This window comes from Halorubrum sp. GN11_10-6_MGM (assembly GCF_005435165.1).
Lineage (GTDB): Archaea > Halobacteriota > Halobacteria > Halobacteriales > Haloferacaceae > Halorubrum.
Genome location: NZ_SGUC01000018.1, coordinates 1 through 15,473 on the forward strand (window position 1 = coordinate 1; position 15,473 = coordinate 15,473).

Sequence of the window (15,473 nt, forward strand, 5' to 3'; positions counted from 1 at the left end):
CCGCCGACAGCGACAACTCCCCGTCGATCGGTCCGTGATTCTCCCGTCGAGACCGTCAGTACAACCGCTTCGATACAAAACTCAGGCTTCAGAAACAGCTAGTCGAGGATGCTTTGTGAGGTACTGAACCTAGGTGTCGCGTCCTACGTTCTGGCGAGCGTCTCGGACGCTGAGCGACCCAGAAACTTCTACCAGTGGGGAAGCATGGGCGTGACGACAGCCGTCGGACTCGGCCTCGCCATCAGCACCGACGAACCCGTCACCGTCCTGGAAGGCGACGGGTCGTTGCTGATGTCGCTCGGCACGCTCACGACCGTCGCGCGATGCGATCCTGACAACCTGACGGTCGTCGTGTGGGCGAACGACGTCTACGGAACGACGGGCGGGCAGTCGCTTCAGGCTAAGCACACCGATTTCGCCGGGATCGCTGAAAACAGCGGTCTCGACGCAGTCACTGTTCGGGACTCTGAGGCGTTCACAGACGCCTACCGGGAGGCCACCGAGTCATCGAGCGTCACCGTCATCGTGTGCCACGTCGACCCCATCGATCCCGACGCACGACCACCGTTCGATTTCCCGTACATCGCTCGGCGTGTCCGTGAGTCGCTCTCGACCGACTCATCGTAGCCTGAACGTCGTCCGCCCCGGAATCGTGTCCTAGTGTCACTGCCGACAGTAGCTGGGATGGTCTGTGCGCAGGTCACGCGACGCTCTGTTCGTCGAGTGGTGACCCGTTTTCGAACCGATTGGCCGCGAGCTGGGAGACGTCGACGAGATCCGTCTCGCCGTCGAAAATTAAGTCAGAGACGATCCGCGCGGTCGCCGGTGCGTGTTGGAACCCGTGACCGGAAAACCCGGCAGCGGTCACGAGGCCCGGGAGCGTCTCCTCGAGGATCGGGTGGTTGTCGGGCGTCACTGCGTACAGCCCGGCCCAGCCCCGTTTGATCCGCGTTTCCGGGCCGAAGTACGCCGCGCAGTCGGCGGCACGCTCGACCGCTTCGGCGGCCCATTCCATCTCTATGTTCCGGTCGTACCCGTCCGGATCGACGGCGTGGTCGTCCTCGGCGAAGTGTCCGCCGACGATCGCGGCGCCGTCGCGCTCGGGTCGGAAGTACGATCCCGTTTCTATATCGATTGTCAGCGGTACTGACTCGGGAACCTGTTTTGACGGGGCGACGACGGCGATTTGCCGTCGTCGCGGGGAGATCGGGAGCGTCGTGCCGGCCATTTCAGCGAGTCTGGACGACCACGCGCCGGTCGCATTGACGACGTAATCAACGTCGATCCGCTCCGTGGCTCCGTTCTCGACGATGTCTACACCAACGACGCGATCGCCGGACCGATGAATATCAGTGACCGTCGTCTTGGGTCGGATCTCGACCCCGAGACCGCGGGCGGCCTCGGCGTACCCCTGTACGGCGAGGTTCGGGTCGGCGAACCCGTCTGTCGGGTTGTACGTCGCGGCGCGGAAGCGTTCGGTGTTGAGTTCCGGACAGTACTCGGTCGCCGCTCCCGGGTCGAGGAATTCGGTTTCGGCTCCGAGGTCGCGTTGCATCTGGACGTCGTCGCGGAATCGCTCGGCCACTGATTCGCTTCGCGCGAGGAACAGGTATCCGCTCGTTCGCAATCCGATATCGACGTCGAATCGATCCTCGAAGGTGTTCCAAACGTGTTTGCTGAACAGTGAGAGTTCGACGTTGATCCGAGTGGAGAACTGCGATCGGATCCCGCCGGCTGACCGGGCAGTGCTGCCCCCGCCGAGCGAGCCTTGCTCGCAAAGCGTCACGTCGGCCCCGCGGTCTGCTAACGCGTGTGCCGCTGCGAGACCGACGATGCCGCCGCCGCACACGAGGACTCTCATAGAGGCGTATCGTGTCACTGGTATAAATTAACACGGGTGAACGGTTGACACGGCTGTCGGCAGCCGTTCAGGCGTATCGCAGTCGAGCCGCTCTGGACGCTCGTGACCGAAGTACTCGGGATGGCCGTGCTAGAAGCTAACAATACCTAAGTCATCACCAGTCGTCGGGGTCGATATGGTTCGCGTGATTCCTGAGACCGTCGTCGAACGACACCTAGACTTAGCGTCTCTCGTCGAAATCGTAGGAGAGGCACTCGTGAAGCAGGCCGTAGACGAAGTCGAGCGGCCTGAACGCCCACATTTCCCAGTGGGCCAAGGACTCGACGGACCGGCGTCGAAAGGCACCGCTATTGCGATGCCTGCGTACATTCACGGGGCCGAGCGGTACGCGACGAAGCTGGTCGGTGTCCACGAGGGAAACGTCGACCGGGGACTCCCGACGATCAACGCGCAGATCGCACTCACTGACGCCCGCACCGGGATTCCGGAGGCGGTCGTGGCGGGGACGATGATCACGAACGCCCGGACGGGGTGTATCGGCGCACTGGCCGCCCGGGAACTAGCCCCCGATCCGCTGACGCTAGGGGTTATCGGGGCGGGCGCACAGGCACGCTGGCAGACTCGCGCAATTGCGACCGTCGCCGGACTGGAAGACGTGCGCGTGTACTCCCCGAGCGAGTCCCGGCAAGCGTGCGCGCGTGACCTCTCGGGCGAAGGGATTCCGGCTCGCGCCGTCGACGACCCGGCCACAGCAGTGAGAGGCGCCGATGCGGTCGTCACGGCGACTACCGCGACCGAGCCGGTGTTTCCGGCGGCCGAGTTAGGTGATGAGACGCTCGTCGTCGCCATCGGCGCGTTCACCGAGGAGATGCGAGAACTCGAACAGACGGTGATCGAGGGTGCAGAGACGGTGTTCGCCGACGTCCCGTCTGAGGTGATCGAGACCGGAGACTTCCGTGGAACCGACCTCACAGCGTCTGATCTCGTTGAGTTCGGATCGATCCTCGGCGACGGGGATCATGATCTCTCGCCGGGGACTCGCGCTGTCGTTGCGTCGGTCGGCTCGGCGACGCTGGACGCCGCCGCGACCGATGCGATCTATCGCCGCGCCGCCGAGGCGAACGACGGTACCGACGTCGAACTATTCCCCGATGAGTGACGGCGGAAAGCGGGAGTGCTTAGGGCCGGGCGTAGGAGTTGCCGCGGAGGAATGGGATCCGTGACTCGGCGACCGGACCCGGTCGGTGCCCATCGTTTCTCTCAGTACAGTTCGCCGTGGAGCGGGACAGATTTTTCTGGGGTCACGAGTACCGGATTCCCGTCGTCGCCCGGAACGCCGAGCGTCAACGCCTCCGAATTAAATCCGGCAATGCGGATCGATCCGAGGTCCGTGACGCAGAGTACCTGTTGACCGACGAGGTCTGCCGCATCGTGATGGTAACCAAGCTGCGCCGCCGACTGTCGTGACTCCTCGCCGAGGTCAAGCCACAGTTTGACCATCTCTGGCTTGTTCGCCTCAGGAAACGGTTCCGCATCAGAGACCTCCGCCACTCGCGCCGTCAGGTCGAAGGGAGCTTCCGCCATGCTGTGAACATATTATTTGAAGAGGGATTAGAGATACCGGTTGAGCCGGCCGAAACGAATGAAGGCCCGTGTTGCGAAGGAGGACTCAATGGATCTCCAGATCGACCACGTGACGGTCGCCGGTCAGGAGCTCGATCGGCTCGGTGAGTCGTTCAGTCAGGCCGGACTAGAGGCAGAGTACGGCGGCCGACACTCGAACGGAGTCACTCACATGTCTGTCGTCGGCTTCCGTGACGGAAGCTACCTCGAACTCATTTCGACGGTTAACCCCGACGAGGAGTCACCGTGGTGGAACGACCCTATCCACGGGGACGGGGGTCCGTGCGCGTGGGCAGTCCGCGTCGACGATATCGAGACAGTAAGTGCCGACCTTGCTGACCGGGGTATCACCGTCGACGGGCCGAACCAGTACGAACGGGTCCGTGACGACGGGACGCTCGTTGAGTGGGATCTCACGACACTCGGGGAGGGTGAACTAGGGTCGACGCTCCCGTTTCTCATCAGCGATCGGACGCCGCGCGAGCGTCGTGTCCAACCGACGGGCGGATTGGCAGAGTCACTGGTACACGGCGTCGACACCGTAATACTTGGTGTCCCTGATCTTGAGGCGGCGATCGAGGAGTTCGAAACAGCCTTCGAGATGACCGACCCAAACCGCGGTGACGACCAGCGGCTTTCGGCGACTGTCGCGTCCTACCCAGATCAGCCAGTCGCCCTAGTGGAGCCGCAAGTGGAGGGGTTCCTCGCTGACCGTATCGACGAATTCGGTCCGCGCCCGGTCGGGTACCTACTCGGGTCTGACGGAGAGATCACTTCAGAGTTCAGCGACGCCGTTGAAGACTCGTTCATGGGACGTCCGGTCGAATGGCTGTCGATAACGGACCCGGTCGGCTGTCGGTATATCGGCGTTGTTCCGGGAAATGAGTAATCGACCGAGGGAATACGACTGGAAACTGTTGGTCACCCGCCGAGGAACTGTCGCCGGACTTCCTCGTCGTTGAGGAGAACCTCCCCATCGTCTTCGAACCGGTTCTCACCGTTAGCGATGACGTAGCCGCGATCGCAGCGCCGGAGCGCCTCTTTGGCGTTCTGTTCGACCATCAGCACGGTCGTTCCCGCGTCATTAATCCTGTCGACACGGTCGAACATATCATCAACGAGGTCAGGCGCAAGCCCCGCGCTCGGCTCGTCCAACAACAGGACGTCGGGATCGAGCATCAACGCGCATCCCATCGCAAGCATCTGTTGCTGGCCGCCAGACAGGGATCCGGCCTCCTCGTCGGTACGGTCCGCAAGGACGGGGAATCGGTCGTATACTGCCTGTTTCCGCTCTTCCGGGACTGTCTCCAGTACGTACGCTCCGATCCGAAGATTCTCTTCAACAGATAGTGTCGGGAAGATGTTATTCGATTGGGGGACGTACCCGATTCCCTCGTAAACGACTTCTTCGGGCGGCATACCTGCGATATTGGTTCCTCGCAGTGTGATCGTTCCGCTGAAGCAATCTGCGAGTCCCACAATCGCCTTCATGACCGTCGATTTGCCCGCCCCGTTGGGCCCGACGATGGTAACGTACTCTCCGTCCTCGACGCGGAGATTTATTTCAGATAAGACCTTGATGTCACCGTAGCCAGCCTCCAGGTCCTCTACGTCGAGCAGGCTCACACTTCACCTCCGAGGTACGCCTCAATGACGCGGTCGTCCGACAACACGTCATCCGGCTGTCCGTCGACAAGTATCCGACCCTGTTGGAGCACGATCAGTCTGTCGACCAACTCAGTCAGTGTTTCGAGCTCATGTTCGATAATGATCACAGTCATCCCGTCCTCGTTCAGTTCACGTATTCGTTCGGCGATTTCATCGGTCAGCGTGGGATTCACCCCGGCGAACGGTTCGTCGAGCATCAGCAGATCCGGGTCTAACATCAACGCGCGAGCGAGTTCCAGAAGCTTCCGCTGCCCCCCAGAGAGGTTCCCACTGTACTCGTCGGCGAGATGATCGAGTTCGAATGTCTCAAGCAACTCGTCTGTACGAGTTCGAACAGCTCGTTCCGCAGACTGCATCGAGTCGGTGCGAAGCAGCGCAGAAAGCGTCTGTTCACCGGGCTGATCGGGTGCGGCGAGCCGCACGTTGTCACGAACAGTCATTGTCTCCAGCTCTCTCGTAGACTGGAACGTTCGAACCAGCCCGCGTCTGGCGAGCTTCTCCGGCGGGTCCCCGGTCACCTCTGTCCCGTCGTACGTCACGACTCCCTCGTCCGGCGTGATGACGCCGCTGATACAATTGAACAAAGTTGATTTTCCCGCGCCGTTCGGGCCGATAACGCCCACGAGTTCTCCCGTATCAATCGACACCGAAAGTCCGTCTATGGCCCGCAGACCGCCGAACTCTTTCACGAGTTCATCGGCGGACAGGAGACTCATCGGTCCACCCCTAACTCCTGCGGATCTCCCCAGATCCCGGCCGGTCGGTACCGGATCACCGCGACGAGAATGAGCCCGACAACGACGAGTCGAATGGAGGCGAACACGTCCGAGGAGACTGGCGTCACGTCGAGCGCAAACCGTGAGATGAGTCGTAGTCCCATAATGATCGCCAGCCCGGCTAGGACAGCCCGGTGGTTCGCGGCGCCGCCAAGCAACATGCCAATCCACACCGTCACCGTCACCTGAATGGTGAAGAATCCCGGCGCAACTGCGCCGTTGTAGAGCGCGAATAACCCGCCAGCGAGCCCCGCGAGGGCTGCCCCGTAGACGAACGCTTGTGTCTTGTAGGTGACCGTAGATTTGCCGACCGACCGAGTGACGAGCTCGTCTGCCCGGATGGCCCGGAGCACGCGGCCGTACGGAGCGCTCGTGAGCCGGGTTACTCCGGCAAGTGTCACCAACGTGATGCCGCCGATGACGAGTAGTGTCGCAGCAAGCCGGGTATCGGCGTCGCCGACGAGTGCGGCGATCGGGCGCGGAACACCGAGGATCCCGACGTTCCCGCCGAACACTCCCTCGAAGTTGACGAATATCGAGTGGAGTATCTCGGCGGCCGCGAGAGTCACGATGGCGAGGAAATCTCCTCGAAGCCGGATTGAGGTGACGCTGACACCGAGTCCGACCAGCGCAGCAGCCACGACACCGACACCGAGAGCGAGGGGCCAGGGGTATCCAAGCCCGATTCCGGCGAAGGTGTCCTGCGCAGAGAGCATCGCCGTTCCGTACGCGCCCACTGCGAAGAACGCGACGTGACCGAAGTTGACGAGGCCGGTGTGGCCGTACTGGAGATCGAGTCCGAGCACGAGCAGTCCGTAGATCACGAAGAGGATCCCGACCTCGACGAAGACGTAAAACGCGCTGGGAAGTTGGGCTCGAAGCGGCGTCAACGCAAATAGCCCGCCGAGGAGTACACAACACAACCCCGCGAGGAGGGCTAGATCACCGTTGTCTGTTGGGATCCGATCGAGGGCGCTCATGCTTCACGCACCTCCGTTCCCGCGATTCCGCTCGGTTTGACGAGCAGCACGATGATCAGAATAGCGAACGCAACTGCGGAGGAGAGGCCGCTCATCCCCGACGGGAGAAACGCCGTCGAGAGCGCCAACACGATCCCGATGAGGTACGCACCGAGGATTGCGCCGTACGGGCTCCCCGCACCGCCGAGGATGGCTGCGGAGAGGATCTGGAGGATCTGACTGAACCCTGTTGTCGCGTTCACGTTCGTTTGAATAGCCAAGAGAACGCCCGAAAGCCCTGCGAGAACGCCAGCCAGCACCCAGACACTGTCGCGGATCAGTTGCGTGTCGATTCCCCGGACCCGAGCGAGATTCTCGTCGTCGCCCATCGCCCGCATTGCGATCCCGACATCTGTCCGGGTTAGGAGACCGTGGATGGCAACGAAAACGGTGACGGCAGACGCGACCACTATCAGTTGTTCCGAGGTAACGAAGAATCCGCCGAGGAGATCTACGGACCCGACCGAGAGGTCCGGGATCGCATCGAATCGAAACGTCGTCGTCTCGGTATCGTAGTACCGGGCCTCTCGTCCCGCGACGAGGCGGATAGCATTTCGAAGAGCGATGCCGAGACCAATCGACGTCAACAGTAACGGAACCGGCCCGGTCTGATTTATCGGAGTGAAGAAGCCGCGTGCGAGTACGATACTCGCAAGTCCCCCGCCGGCCATTGCGACGAGTGCAGCGACCGGGAGCGGGATAGGGAACGTGGTCGCCGCGAAAAATCCGATGAATGCGCCGAGAGTCAGGTATTCGCCGTACGCGAAGTTGATCATGTTCACGATCCCGTAGATCAGAGTGAATCCGATCGCGGCGATGGCGATATACGAGCCCGTGACCACTCCGAAAATAATGTTTTGAAGGAGTCCCATCGAGATCAGTACTGGCCTTCCTCGACGAAACTCCGGACATCCGCGGCGGAGACCTCACTCGTCTGAGTGAACTCGCCGTCCTGTGCCGTATTGATGCTGACCGACCCGAACACGTTGCCGTGCTGGGTGAAGTTGACCGGGGTTGCGGCGCCTTGGTAGTTTATTTCCTCGCCGTTTGCGAGCGCCTCCTTCCCCTCGGCGAACGTGCTGACCTCCGTCCCCTCGCCTCCGCTGACCGGACCGAGGTTTTGTTGAATCGCTTCTGGTGTGGCCTCGCCTGCCCGTTCGATTGCGAGCGCAGTCACTTGAACCGCGTCCCAAGCCGGGGGCGTCCAAGCGTTGATATCCGCGTCACCCGCCTCGGAGTAGATATCTTCGAACGTGTCGTAGTTCGGCCCGGATTGCCCGGGAGTGGCTCCCCAGGCACCGTTGAGATCGCTACCAACCTGATCGATTACCGCCTGTGATGTCAGCGTGTCTGAGAGGATCGGTTGTCGACCGTACCCACCGTCGGACCAGTCGCTCAGTGCTGTGATCGCTGACTCCTGTGGGAGACTCATGAGGAACGCATCGAAATCAGCCTCGAACAAGCGGCTGAGCGCCGATTGATAACTCGAAGCACCGAGTTCGACCTCCACCCGTTCGGCGACAGTCCCGCCGTTGGCCTCGTAGGCGGAGACAAACCCCTCAACGTAGCTCCGCTCTCCCTCGGTAGTCCCGTTGATTACACCTAATGTGTCGAGGCCTTCCTCAATTGCGAAGGCGGCACTACCGCTCGTGTGGACCGTGTCACCGACGACGGTCCGCCACACCCACTCGTCGTCGCTCAAATCTTCAGGGGTTCCCTTGTCACCTCCACGAGTATCAAGGAAGGTCGATCCTGGCCACGGGGTGATGACTGGGGTCGAGAGTTCCTGAAGGTGATCCCAGAGCGGATTGATCTCACTCGAAAACAACCCGATGATCGCCGTGACATCGTCGTTCTCGACCAACTGTGTCGTCACGGTCCGCGCCTCCTGCGGACTGACCGCGGTATCGCGGCGGGCGACTTCGAGTTCGGCGTCCAGTGGACCACCGGCCTCGTTAATATGGTTGACAGCAGCGTCAGTCGCCTGTGAGATACCGGGTTGGAGGAAGTCCCACTGGCCGCTGAGCGACGCGGGCTGTCCGAGCGTAATTGTCTCGGGAGCGTCTGAACCTCCCGTCCCACCGTCCGTACCGTCTCCGTCGCCGCCCCCTCCATCGCCTCCATCGCCATTCCCTCCGAATCCGACACAGCCGGAGATGCCCGCAATCCCGGCGGCCCCAGCGATGGTGAGCAACGCACGACGATTTGTGTGGGTAGTGTTATCAGGAGACATCTGTAGTAGAAGCCTGAGTGGGATTAAATAAAACTTGTGGCAAGAATGGTGGTAGTGTTCAGATAAGCTGATTCCATGCGAAGGCGAACGGTCTGAGCCACTCGTTTGCTGTTTCTGCTTCGGCGTTACTGAAACAGTTTGAGAGATGGTAGTTCTGCGTTTTACCTCACGAAATACACTTTCGGAGCTGTTTCGATTTCCATGTCGCTCGTATCTGAAATCGAGGTCGTGTTTGTCACACGCCCGGTGAAGTGGAACCGCGCCATCAACGAGAAAGATCGCGTCATCTACGTCGTGTTTCTCGCGGAGATCTGCGAAAAACTGATCTGCGAGAGCATTGTTTCTTGTCGGTTCAAGCTGTGTATGGAGTAAATAGTTCGTTTCTGGATCGACAGCAGCGTACAGCCAATACTGTTCATCATCAAGTCGAATCACGGTCTCATCGACCGCAACGTGATTCGGGCTCCGACCAGATTCCGGCTGTAGATCAGCTTTGTGAACCCAGTTGTGAACGGTGGACCGAACCCGATCAACACCAAATACCTCAAGAAACGAAACAGTATTCGAAAGCGATAATCCAGCCAAATGAAGCTGAATACTGAGCTTCATCAATAGCTTCGGTGTTGCTTCTCGCTCCACAAACCCTCACACGGCAGGTGGTTGACGCCCCTAATCGGCGGCCAGCGGCCGGCGATGGTTGGGGCGAGGCGGAGGCCCAGCGGTCGGGCCGGAGCGATTCAACCGCCGGCGCGAGCGACCGTGGGAGCGAGCGCGGTCGGCGGGGTCGAATCCGCCCCAACCCATCTCTGATTCCTCGCAACGACGAGCGGCATCTCCAGGAGACGACGATCCGGAACCGGACGGAAGAGGTAATCCGTTGGCTCCGAGTGAAGGCGTATGGACGACACGCCGTTACACGAGCGGATGGAAGCACACGACAGGGCGGCGAGCGAGGCGAAGAAGGCCGCGCAGAAGCGCGACAAGGCGGCGTCGGCGATCGGGCGGCGGCTGTCCGCGTCGGTCGCCGACGCCGTCGAGCGCGCCGGGGCGAACGTCGAGGTTGCCGGACGGTCGGCGGACGGGCACCGGTATCGGTTCACGGCGCGCCTCGATCGGGCGGCGCTCGTGGCCGCGCTGACGGAGTCGCTTCCGGACGGGTTCGTCGTCTCGCACGTCAACAACGACGGCACGCTCTCTATCGAGTGGACCGGCGACGACAGGACGCCCTCGAAGCGCCAGCACGGCGCGATCCTGAAGGCGATCATCGCCGAGGAGTTGGTGTTAGACGACGACGGACTCGTCGAATCGGTGCCGACGCGCGAGCGCGTGCTCCGCCGGGCCACGGAACTCGGACTCGACGAGACGGACGCGGCCGAGCGGCTGCGTCGGTTGGCGTCGCTCGACGTGGTAGACCTCGCCGACGACCGGGTCTACCCCGACGACAACTTCTCGCGGTACTGACCGCGGGTCGCGAACGCCGTCGCGCGCGCCGCCGGCACCGTTTTGAGGCGACGAGTCGACTAGCGAGGTGACATGAACGGAATTGCGGGCGGAACCGCCCTCGTTACGGGCGCGGGCTCGGGAATCGGACGCGCCTCCGCGCTCCGGTTCGCGGAGGAGGGCGCGAACGTCGTCGTCGCGGACATCGCGACGGCCGAGGGGAAGGAAACCGCGGCGCTGATCGACGACGCAGGCGGCGAGGCGACGTTCGTCGAGGTCGACGTCGCGGACACCGAGTCGGTCGAGCGTATGGTCGACGTCGCGGTCGAGACGTACGGGAGTCTGGAGTTCGCGCACAACAACGCCGGAATCCTGACCGACTTCGTCGACGTGACGGGGATCTCCGAGGCGCGCTGGAACCGGATCATCGACGTCAATCTGAAGGGTGTCTGGGCGTGTCTGAAGGCCGAACTCCCGGTGATGAAGTCACAGGGCCACGGCGCGATCGTCAACACGGCGTCGGAGGCCGGGCTGGTCGGGATGCCCGGCCTCTCCAGCTACTCGGCGAGCAAACACGGTGTGGTCGGCCTGACGAAGTCGGTCGCGCTCGAACACGCCGAGGGAGGGATCCGGGTCAACGCGGTCGCCCCCGGCCCGACGAAGACGAACATCCAGTCCGGGCTGCTCGGCGACGGCCCGGGCGGGTCGGCGCCCTCGCTCCGGGACCGGCTCCGGACCGCCCTCCGACTGATCCGAACGGCTATCCGGACGATTCGGGCCGACTACGACACCGCCGCGATGCGCGACGTGCCGATGGGGCGGATCGCCGACCCCGAGGAGATCGCCGGTGTCGTCGCGTTCCTCTGCTCGTCGGACGCCTCCTACGTCACGGGCCACACGGTCCCCGTCGACGGCGGGCAGGCGGCCGACTGAGGCGGTCGGGAGAACGGAACGGTCGGACTCTCCTGAGGCGACGGGCCTGTCCGACCGATCAGAACGTGATGACCTCGTAGTCGTCGTCGACGAGCGACCGGATACTCGGGTGGCCGTCGTACTCCGCGAGTGTGGCCAGCCCGGCGTCGTCGACCGCGTCCGCGACGTCGAACGCGCTCGAACAGTAGTCGCAGACCGCGGCGTCGTCGCGGACGGTCTGGTACAGCTCGTGATAGTCGCTCTCTTCGTCTTCGAGCTCCGGGACCCACTGCGTCCCGGCGCCGTCGAAGATGAGCTTCAGTTCGTCGCCGTCGTTCTCGGCGAACTCCTTGGCCGCCTCCAGCGCGTTCGCGAGGCGACCGTAGTCTGCGTGCGACTCGTTACCGGCGAGGATCACGATTGCTGCTTTCGCCATCGTATCGCCCGATATATCGCACTCGTACAAAACCGGTCCGCGGCTGTGTGTCCGGATCGCCGGACCGTCTCACCAGTCTCGGGACACCGGCGTCTCGCTCGCGTTCGCGTGCTCCAGCAGCCACGTCGCGGCGTCGTCGAGCGCGTCGCCGTCGGTCGCGGTCAGTTTCAACCGGTTGTGGTCGGCCTCGCGGTCGGGGTAACAGCCGACGGCGACGTCGAACCGCTCCCCGGCCGCCTCCAGCGCGTCGATGATGTTCGACTCGGGCTCGACGGTGTAGAGGAACCGCGAGCGCCGGTCGCCGGCGAACTCGTCGGCGACCGTCTCGAAGGTCGCCTTCAGCTCGTCCGGAATGCCCGGCATGACGTAGACGTTCTCGACCACGCAGCCCGGCGCGAGCCCCGCCTCGGTCAGCAACGGGCGGCTCCCCTCGGGGACCGCCGCCTCGGCCGCGACGTCGACGTCGAACTCGCGGTCCGGGACGCGCTCGCGGATCGCGGCCAGCCGGCGCTCGACCGACTCGCGCGTGAGGTCGGTTGGGGCCATCCCGCGGTCGAACGCGTCCGCGACCGCCTCCATCGTCACGTCGTCGGGAGTGCTGCCGATCCCGCCCGTGACGATCACGGCGTCGAACGCCGCGGCGTACTCCCGGACCCGCGCCACGATCTCGGCCCGGTCGTCCGGGATCGAGAGGATCCGCGCCACAGCGACGCCGCGCTCGCTCAACTCGGCGGCGAGCCAGTTGGCGTTCGTGTTCACCGTGTCCCCCGAGAGCAGTTCGTCACCGACCGTGATCAGCGCGACCTCCATCGATCTCCGGTTCGGTCGGGCGACGGATGTACGTTTCCCGCCGAACTCGAACCCGAATGATAATGAGGGATCGCGGTCTGGATCGGGAGGTGACACGCGACACCACGCGCCGCGCGGTCCTCGCGAGCGTCCTCGCGGCCGGGAGCGCGGGGCTGGCGGCGAGCGACGCGGCCGACCTCCTCGACTCGTTCGCCCCGCCGTCGGGCGAGGCGTGGGACGCCGCCGACCGATCGCTCCCGGAGACCGTCGAGAGCCCGCACGGCGCGGCGAGCGTCGCCCGCGACGAGTTCGGGGTTCCGCAGGTGACGGCCGACGCGGAGCCCGCGGCGTACTTCGCGGTCGGCTACTGTCAAGCGTTCGACCGGCTGTTCGCGATGGACCTCCAGCGCCGCGTCATGCGCGGCCGGCTCTCCGAGGTGATCGGCGAGGCGACGCTCGACAGCGATGAGTTCAACGTCGCCATGGGCTTTTCCGACGCCGCCGAGGTCACGTGGGACGCCGTCGCCGAGACGCGCGCGGGGCCGCTGGTCGAGGCGTTCGCCGACGGCGTCAACGCGGCGATGGAGGACCTGCCGCTCCCGCTGGAGTTCGAGCTGATCGGCTACGAGCCCGAGCCGTGGACCCCGGTCGACTCGATGCTGATGGAGAAACAGATCTCGTGGACGCTCACGGGGAGCTTCGGTGAACTCCGGCGCGCGCTCGTCGCCGACCGCCTCGGCGCGGAGCGCGCGGAAACCCTGTTCCCGACGCAGTACGACCACGAGTACCCGATCCTCGACGGGACGGAGACGCGGCTCGGGGGCACGCGGGAGTCCGCGAGGCACGCGGGCGAGCGCGCATCTCACGAGGGAGCGCGCGGCTCCGGGTTCGGCTCCGCCGACCCCGTCGACCCCGCGCTCACCGACTGGCTCTCCGGCTTCGAGTCGCCGACCGGCGTCGGCTCGAACAGCTGGGTCGTCTCCGGCGACAACACCGCGAGCGGGACGCCGATCGTCGCGTACGACCCGCACCTCTCCCTCCAGGCGCCGCCGCTGTGGTACGAGCAGTCGGTCGAGACGCCGGAGCGGTCGGTGCGGGGCGCGACGTTCTCCGGCGTTCCGTTCGTCATCGCGGGCGCGAACGACCGCGGCGCGTGGTCGTTCACCAACCTCGGCGCGGACGTCCTCGACTGCTACCGGTACGAGATCGACGACGCGGGCGAGCGCTACCGGTACGACGGCGAGTGGCGCCCCTTCGAGGTCGACCGACGCGAGACGATCCCGGTCGCGGGCGGCGAGGACCGCGAACTCCGCGTGCGACGCACCGTTCACGGCCCCCTCATCGAGCGCGAGGGGCGGACGGTCGGCGTCGCGTGGACCGGCCACACCGCGACGCGCACGACGACCGCCATCGAGGCGTACGGGCGCAGCGAGGGGATCGACGATCTGCTGGCGGCGACCCGCGACTTCGACCTCCCGACGCAGAACCTCGTGTACGCCGACGCGGGCGGCCGAACGCTCTACTTCGCGACCGGGCGGCTGCCGATCCGCCGGACCGACGGCGAGGTCGTCGACGGCGACCGGGTCTTCGACGGCTCCGCCGGCGAGGGAGAGTGGGCGGGGTTCGAGCCGTTCGGCGAGTCCTCGTGGGAGGGGTTCGTCCCGTTCGAAGAGAAGCCGCACGCGATCGACCCCGCCGCGCTCTCGACGGCGAACCAGCGCCCGATCGACGACCCGATCCACTACGTCGGCGTCGACTACGCGACCCCGTACCGCGGCGCCCGGATCGCGGACCGCCTCGTCGAGTCGTACTACCCGAGCGACTGGACGCTGGCGCGGCTCCCGGACGACGACCCGCTGTTCGACGGGCGCTCGCGGGGCGACCTCGCGGTCGCGGCCCTCCGCGACGCGCTCGACGAGGTCGGGGGGGCCGGCTCGGAGGACTGGCAGCGGTACGGCGACTACAACACCACCCGCGCGATGGGCCACCCCCTCGGCGGCGAGGCGCCGTTCCTGAACTACGAGGAGCTGCCCGCGGACGGCTCGCCCGCGACGGTGAAGAACTACCGCGTCGAGTCGTCGGTCGGGTCGAGCTGGCGGATGGTGGTGCGACCGGGAACCGACGCGACCGCGGTCCTCCCGGGCGGGAACTCGGGCGACTACTTCTCCGAGCACTACGACGACCAGCTCCGGCGCTGGCTCGGCAACGACCAGCGACCGATGCCGCTCGGCGCCGGCGGCGATCCGGTCGTTCGGTTCGAGCGGTCGACGGAGGGGTCACAGTGAGCGACGCGTCCGAGTCGACCGCGCCCTCGGAGTCGCGCTCCCTCCGCGACCGCGTCAGGACCGAGCCGCGCCCGCACGCGGTCGCGCTCGTCGCCGCGCTCGCCGCCGGCGTCGGGCTCGCGTCGCTCCACTGGCTCGGGCTGATCGCCGCGGGCGCGCTCGCGTCGCTCGTCGCGCCGACCGCCCGTCGCGGCGTCGGGTACGCGCTCGCCGCGGGCGTCGTCGTCCTCGCCGCGTTCGCGGTTTCGCTCGGCCCCGCGGCCGGCGCCGCGTCGGAGATGATCCCGGTCGTCTACGTCACGGTCGGCGCGGGACTGGGGCTGCCGCTGTTCGGGTCGCTCGCGCGAGCGGTCGTGTGAAGCGAACGCGGGCCGTCGCGTGAGGGCGGACCGAAGCGGACGCAGGTCGTCGCGTGAGGGCTGACCGAAGCG

The 15,473-nt window shown here is 64.7% G+C and carries 16 protein-coding genes and 1 pseudogene; 7 read left to right on the top strand and 10 right to left on the bottom strand.

Features of this window, described 5'->3' with window-relative positions:
• Positions 1-108: 108 nt before the first annotated feature.
• On the top strand, positions 109-627 hold the full coding sequence (locus EXE46_RS10085) for a thiamine pyrophosphate-dependent enzyme (protein ID WP_137688268.1): 519 nt from the start codon (positions 109-111) through the stop codon (positions 625-627).
• 73 nt (positions 628-700) lie between these two features.
• Here EXE46_RS10085 and EXE46_RS10090 read toward each other — a convergent pair whose 3' ends face one another.
• The gene (locus EXE46_RS10090) at positions 701-1,861 is read right to left on the bottom strand and encodes an FAD-binding oxidoreductase (RefSeq protein ID WP_137688269.1); all 1,161 of its coding nucleotides are present in this window, start codon (positions 1,859-1,861) and stop codon (positions 701-703) included.
• Between the two features lie 175 nt (positions 1,862-2,036).
• Between EXE46_RS10090 and EXE46_RS10095 the strand changes: the two genes are divergently transcribed.
• Entirely contained in the window at positions 2,037-3,020 is a 984-nt protein-coding gene (locus EXE46_RS10095; RefSeq protein WP_137688270.1) for an ornithine cyclodeaminase family protein, read from the top strand.
• Positions 3,021-3,121: 101 nt separating this feature from the next.
• Here the strand turns inward: EXE46_RS10095 and EXE46_RS10100 are convergent, their stop codons facing one another.
• Positions 3,122-3,445, bottom strand: a complete 324-nt coding sequence (locus EXE46_RS10100) for a tRNA-binding protein (protein WP_137688271.1) — start codon at positions 3,443-3,445, stop codon at positions 3,122-3,124.
• An 88-nt stretch (positions 3,446-3,533) separates the two neighbouring features.
• On the opposite strand from EXE46_RS10100, the gene EXE46_RS10105 reads away from it, so the two are divergent.
• On the top strand, positions 3,534-4,373 hold the full coding sequence (locus tag EXE46_RS10105) for a VOC family protein (protein WP_158413944.1): 840 nt from the start codon (positions 3,534-3,536) through the stop codon (positions 4,371-4,373).
• A gap of 32 nt (positions 4,374-4,405) precedes the next feature.
• On the opposite strand, the gene EXE46_RS10110 is transcribed toward EXE46_RS10105, so the two are convergent.
• From EXE46_RS10110 to EXE46_RS10135, 6 genes and pseudogenes are all read right to left on the bottom strand, one after another.
• A complete protein-coding gene (locus EXE46_RS10110) occupies positions 4,406-5,110 on the bottom strand; it encodes an ABC transporter ATP-binding protein (protein WP_137688273.1) in 705 nt (234 codons plus the stop codon).
• Entirely contained in the window at positions 5,107-5,868 is a 762-nt protein-coding gene (locus EXE46_RS10115; RefSeq protein WP_137688274.1) for an ABC transporter ATP-binding protein, read from the bottom strand. The genes EXE46_RS10110 and EXE46_RS10115 overlap by 4 nt, the downstream gene beginning before the upstream one ends.
• A complete protein-coding gene (locus EXE46_RS10120) occupies positions 5,865-6,908 on the bottom strand; it encodes a branched-chain amino acid ABC transporter permease (protein ID WP_137688275.1) in 1,044 nt (347 codons plus the stop codon). The genes EXE46_RS10115 and EXE46_RS10120 overlap by 4 nt, the downstream gene beginning before the upstream one ends.
• Complete coding sequence (locus tag EXE46_RS10125; RefSeq protein ID WP_137688276.1) at positions 6,905-7,819, bottom strand: branched-chain amino acid ABC transporter permease; 915 nt, start codon at positions 7,817-7,819, stop codon at positions 6,905-6,907. Before EXE46_RS10125 ends, EXE46_RS10120 begins: the two co-directional genes overlap by 4 nt.
• Before the next feature lie 5 nt (positions 7,820-7,824).
• Complete coding sequence (locus EXE46_RS10130; protein WP_137688328.1) at positions 7,825-9,180, bottom strand: ABC transporter substrate-binding protein; 1,356 nt, start codon at positions 9,178-9,180, stop codon at positions 7,825-7,827.
• A 58-nt stretch (positions 9,181-9,238) separates the two neighbouring features.
• Positions 9,239-9,819: pseudogene (locus tag EXE46_RS10135) on the bottom strand (IS6 family transposase).
• 258 nt (positions 9,820-10,077) lie between these two features.
• Between EXE46_RS10135 and EXE46_RS10140 the strand changes: the two are divergent.
• Positions 10,078-10,641 carry a hypothetical protein gene (locus tag EXE46_RS10140; protein ID WP_137688277.1) on the top strand — a complete coding sequence of 188 codons (564 nt, stop codon included), beginning with the start codon at positions 10,078-10,080 and terminating at the stop codon, positions 10,639-10,641.
• A gap of 72 nt (positions 10,642-10,713) precedes the next feature.
• A complete protein-coding gene (locus tag EXE46_RS10145; protein WP_137688278.1) occupies positions 10,714-11,553 on the top strand; it encodes an SDR family NAD(P)-dependent oxidoreductase in 840 nt (279 codons plus the stop codon).
• A 58-nt stretch (positions 11,554-11,611) separates the two neighbouring features.
• On the opposite strand, the gene EXE46_RS10150 is transcribed toward EXE46_RS10145, so the two are convergent.
• Positions 11,612-11,968 carry a DsrE family protein gene (locus EXE46_RS10150; protein WP_137688279.1) on the bottom strand — a complete coding sequence of 119 codons (357 nt, stop codon included), beginning with the start codon at positions 11,966-11,968 and terminating at the stop codon, positions 11,612-11,614.
• 69 nt (positions 11,969-12,037) lie between these two features.
• Positions 12,038-12,778, bottom strand: coding sequence for a molybdopterin-binding protein (locus tag EXE46_RS10155; protein ID WP_137688280.1), 741 nt, complete (start codon positions 12,776-12,778; stop codon positions 12,038-12,040).
• 89 nt (positions 12,779-12,867) lie between these two features.
• On the opposite strand from EXE46_RS10155, the gene EXE46_RS10160 reads away from it, so the two are divergent.
• Positions 12,868-15,042 carry a penicillin acylase family protein gene (locus EXE46_RS10160; protein ID WP_137688281.1) on the top strand — a complete coding sequence of 725 codons (2,175 nt, stop codon included), beginning with the start codon at positions 12,868-12,870 and terminating at the stop codon, positions 15,040-15,042.
• Positions 15,039-15,401, top strand: coding sequence for a hypothetical protein (locus tag EXE46_RS10165; RefSeq protein ID WP_137688282.1), 363 nt, complete (start codon positions 15,039-15,041; stop codon positions 15,399-15,401). Before EXE46_RS10160 ends, EXE46_RS10165 begins: the two co-directional genes overlap by 4 nt.
• Positions 15,402-15,473 lie beyond the last annotated feature (72 nt).

Excerpts from the sequence above, each read along its gene's own strand:
- EXE46_RS10085 (WP_137688268.1), top strand. The coding sequence starts at position 109 with ATGCTTTGTGAGGTACTGAACCTAGGTGTCGCGTCCTACGTTCTGGCG.
- EXE46_RS10090 (WP_137688269.1), bottom strand. The coding sequence starts at position 1,861 with ATGAGAGTCCTCGTGTGCGGCGGCGGCATCGTCGGTCTCGCAGCGGCA.
- EXE46_RS10095 (WP_137688270.1), top strand. The coding sequence starts at position 2,037 with ATGGTTCGCGTGATTCCTGAGACCGTCGTCGAACGACACCTAGACTTA.
- EXE46_RS10100 (WP_137688271.1), bottom strand. The coding sequence starts at position 3,445 with ATGGCGGAAGCTCCCTTCGACCTGACGGCGCGAGTGGCGGAGGTCTCT.
- EXE46_RS10105 (WP_158413944.1), top strand. The coding sequence starts at position 3,534 with ATGGATCTCCAGATCGACCACGTGACGGTCGCCGGTCAGGAGCTCGAT.
- EXE46_RS10115 (WP_137688274.1), bottom strand. The coding sequence starts at position 5,868 with ATGAGTCTCCTGTCCGCCGATGAACTCGTGAAAGAGTTCGGCGGTCTG.
- EXE46_RS10120 (WP_137688275.1), bottom strand. The coding sequence starts at position 6,908 with ATGAGCGCCCTCGATCGGATCCCAACAGACAACGGTGATCTAGCCCTC.
- EXE46_RS10125 (WP_137688276.1), bottom strand. The coding sequence starts at position 7,819 with ATGGGACTCCTTCAAAACATTATTTTCGGAGTGGTCACGGGCTCGTAT.
- EXE46_RS10130 (WP_137688328.1), bottom strand. The coding sequence starts at position 9,180 with ATGTCTCCTGATAACACTACCCACACAAATCGTCGTGCGTTGCTCACC.
- EXE46_RS10140 (WP_137688277.1), top strand. The coding sequence starts at position 10,078 with ATGGACGACACGCCGTTACACGAGCGGATGGAAGCACACGACAGGGCG.
- EXE46_RS10145 (WP_137688278.1), top strand. The coding sequence starts at position 10,714 with ATGAACGGAATTGCGGGCGGAACCGCCCTCGTTACGGGCGCGGGCTCG.
- EXE46_RS10150 (WP_137688279.1), bottom strand. The coding sequence starts at position 11,968 with ATGGCGAAAGCAGCAATCGTGATCCTCGCCGGTAACGAGTCGCACGCA.
- EXE46_RS10155 (WP_137688280.1), bottom strand. The coding sequence starts at position 12,778 with ATGGAGGTCGCGCTGATCACGGTCGGTGACGAACTGCTCTCGGGGGAC.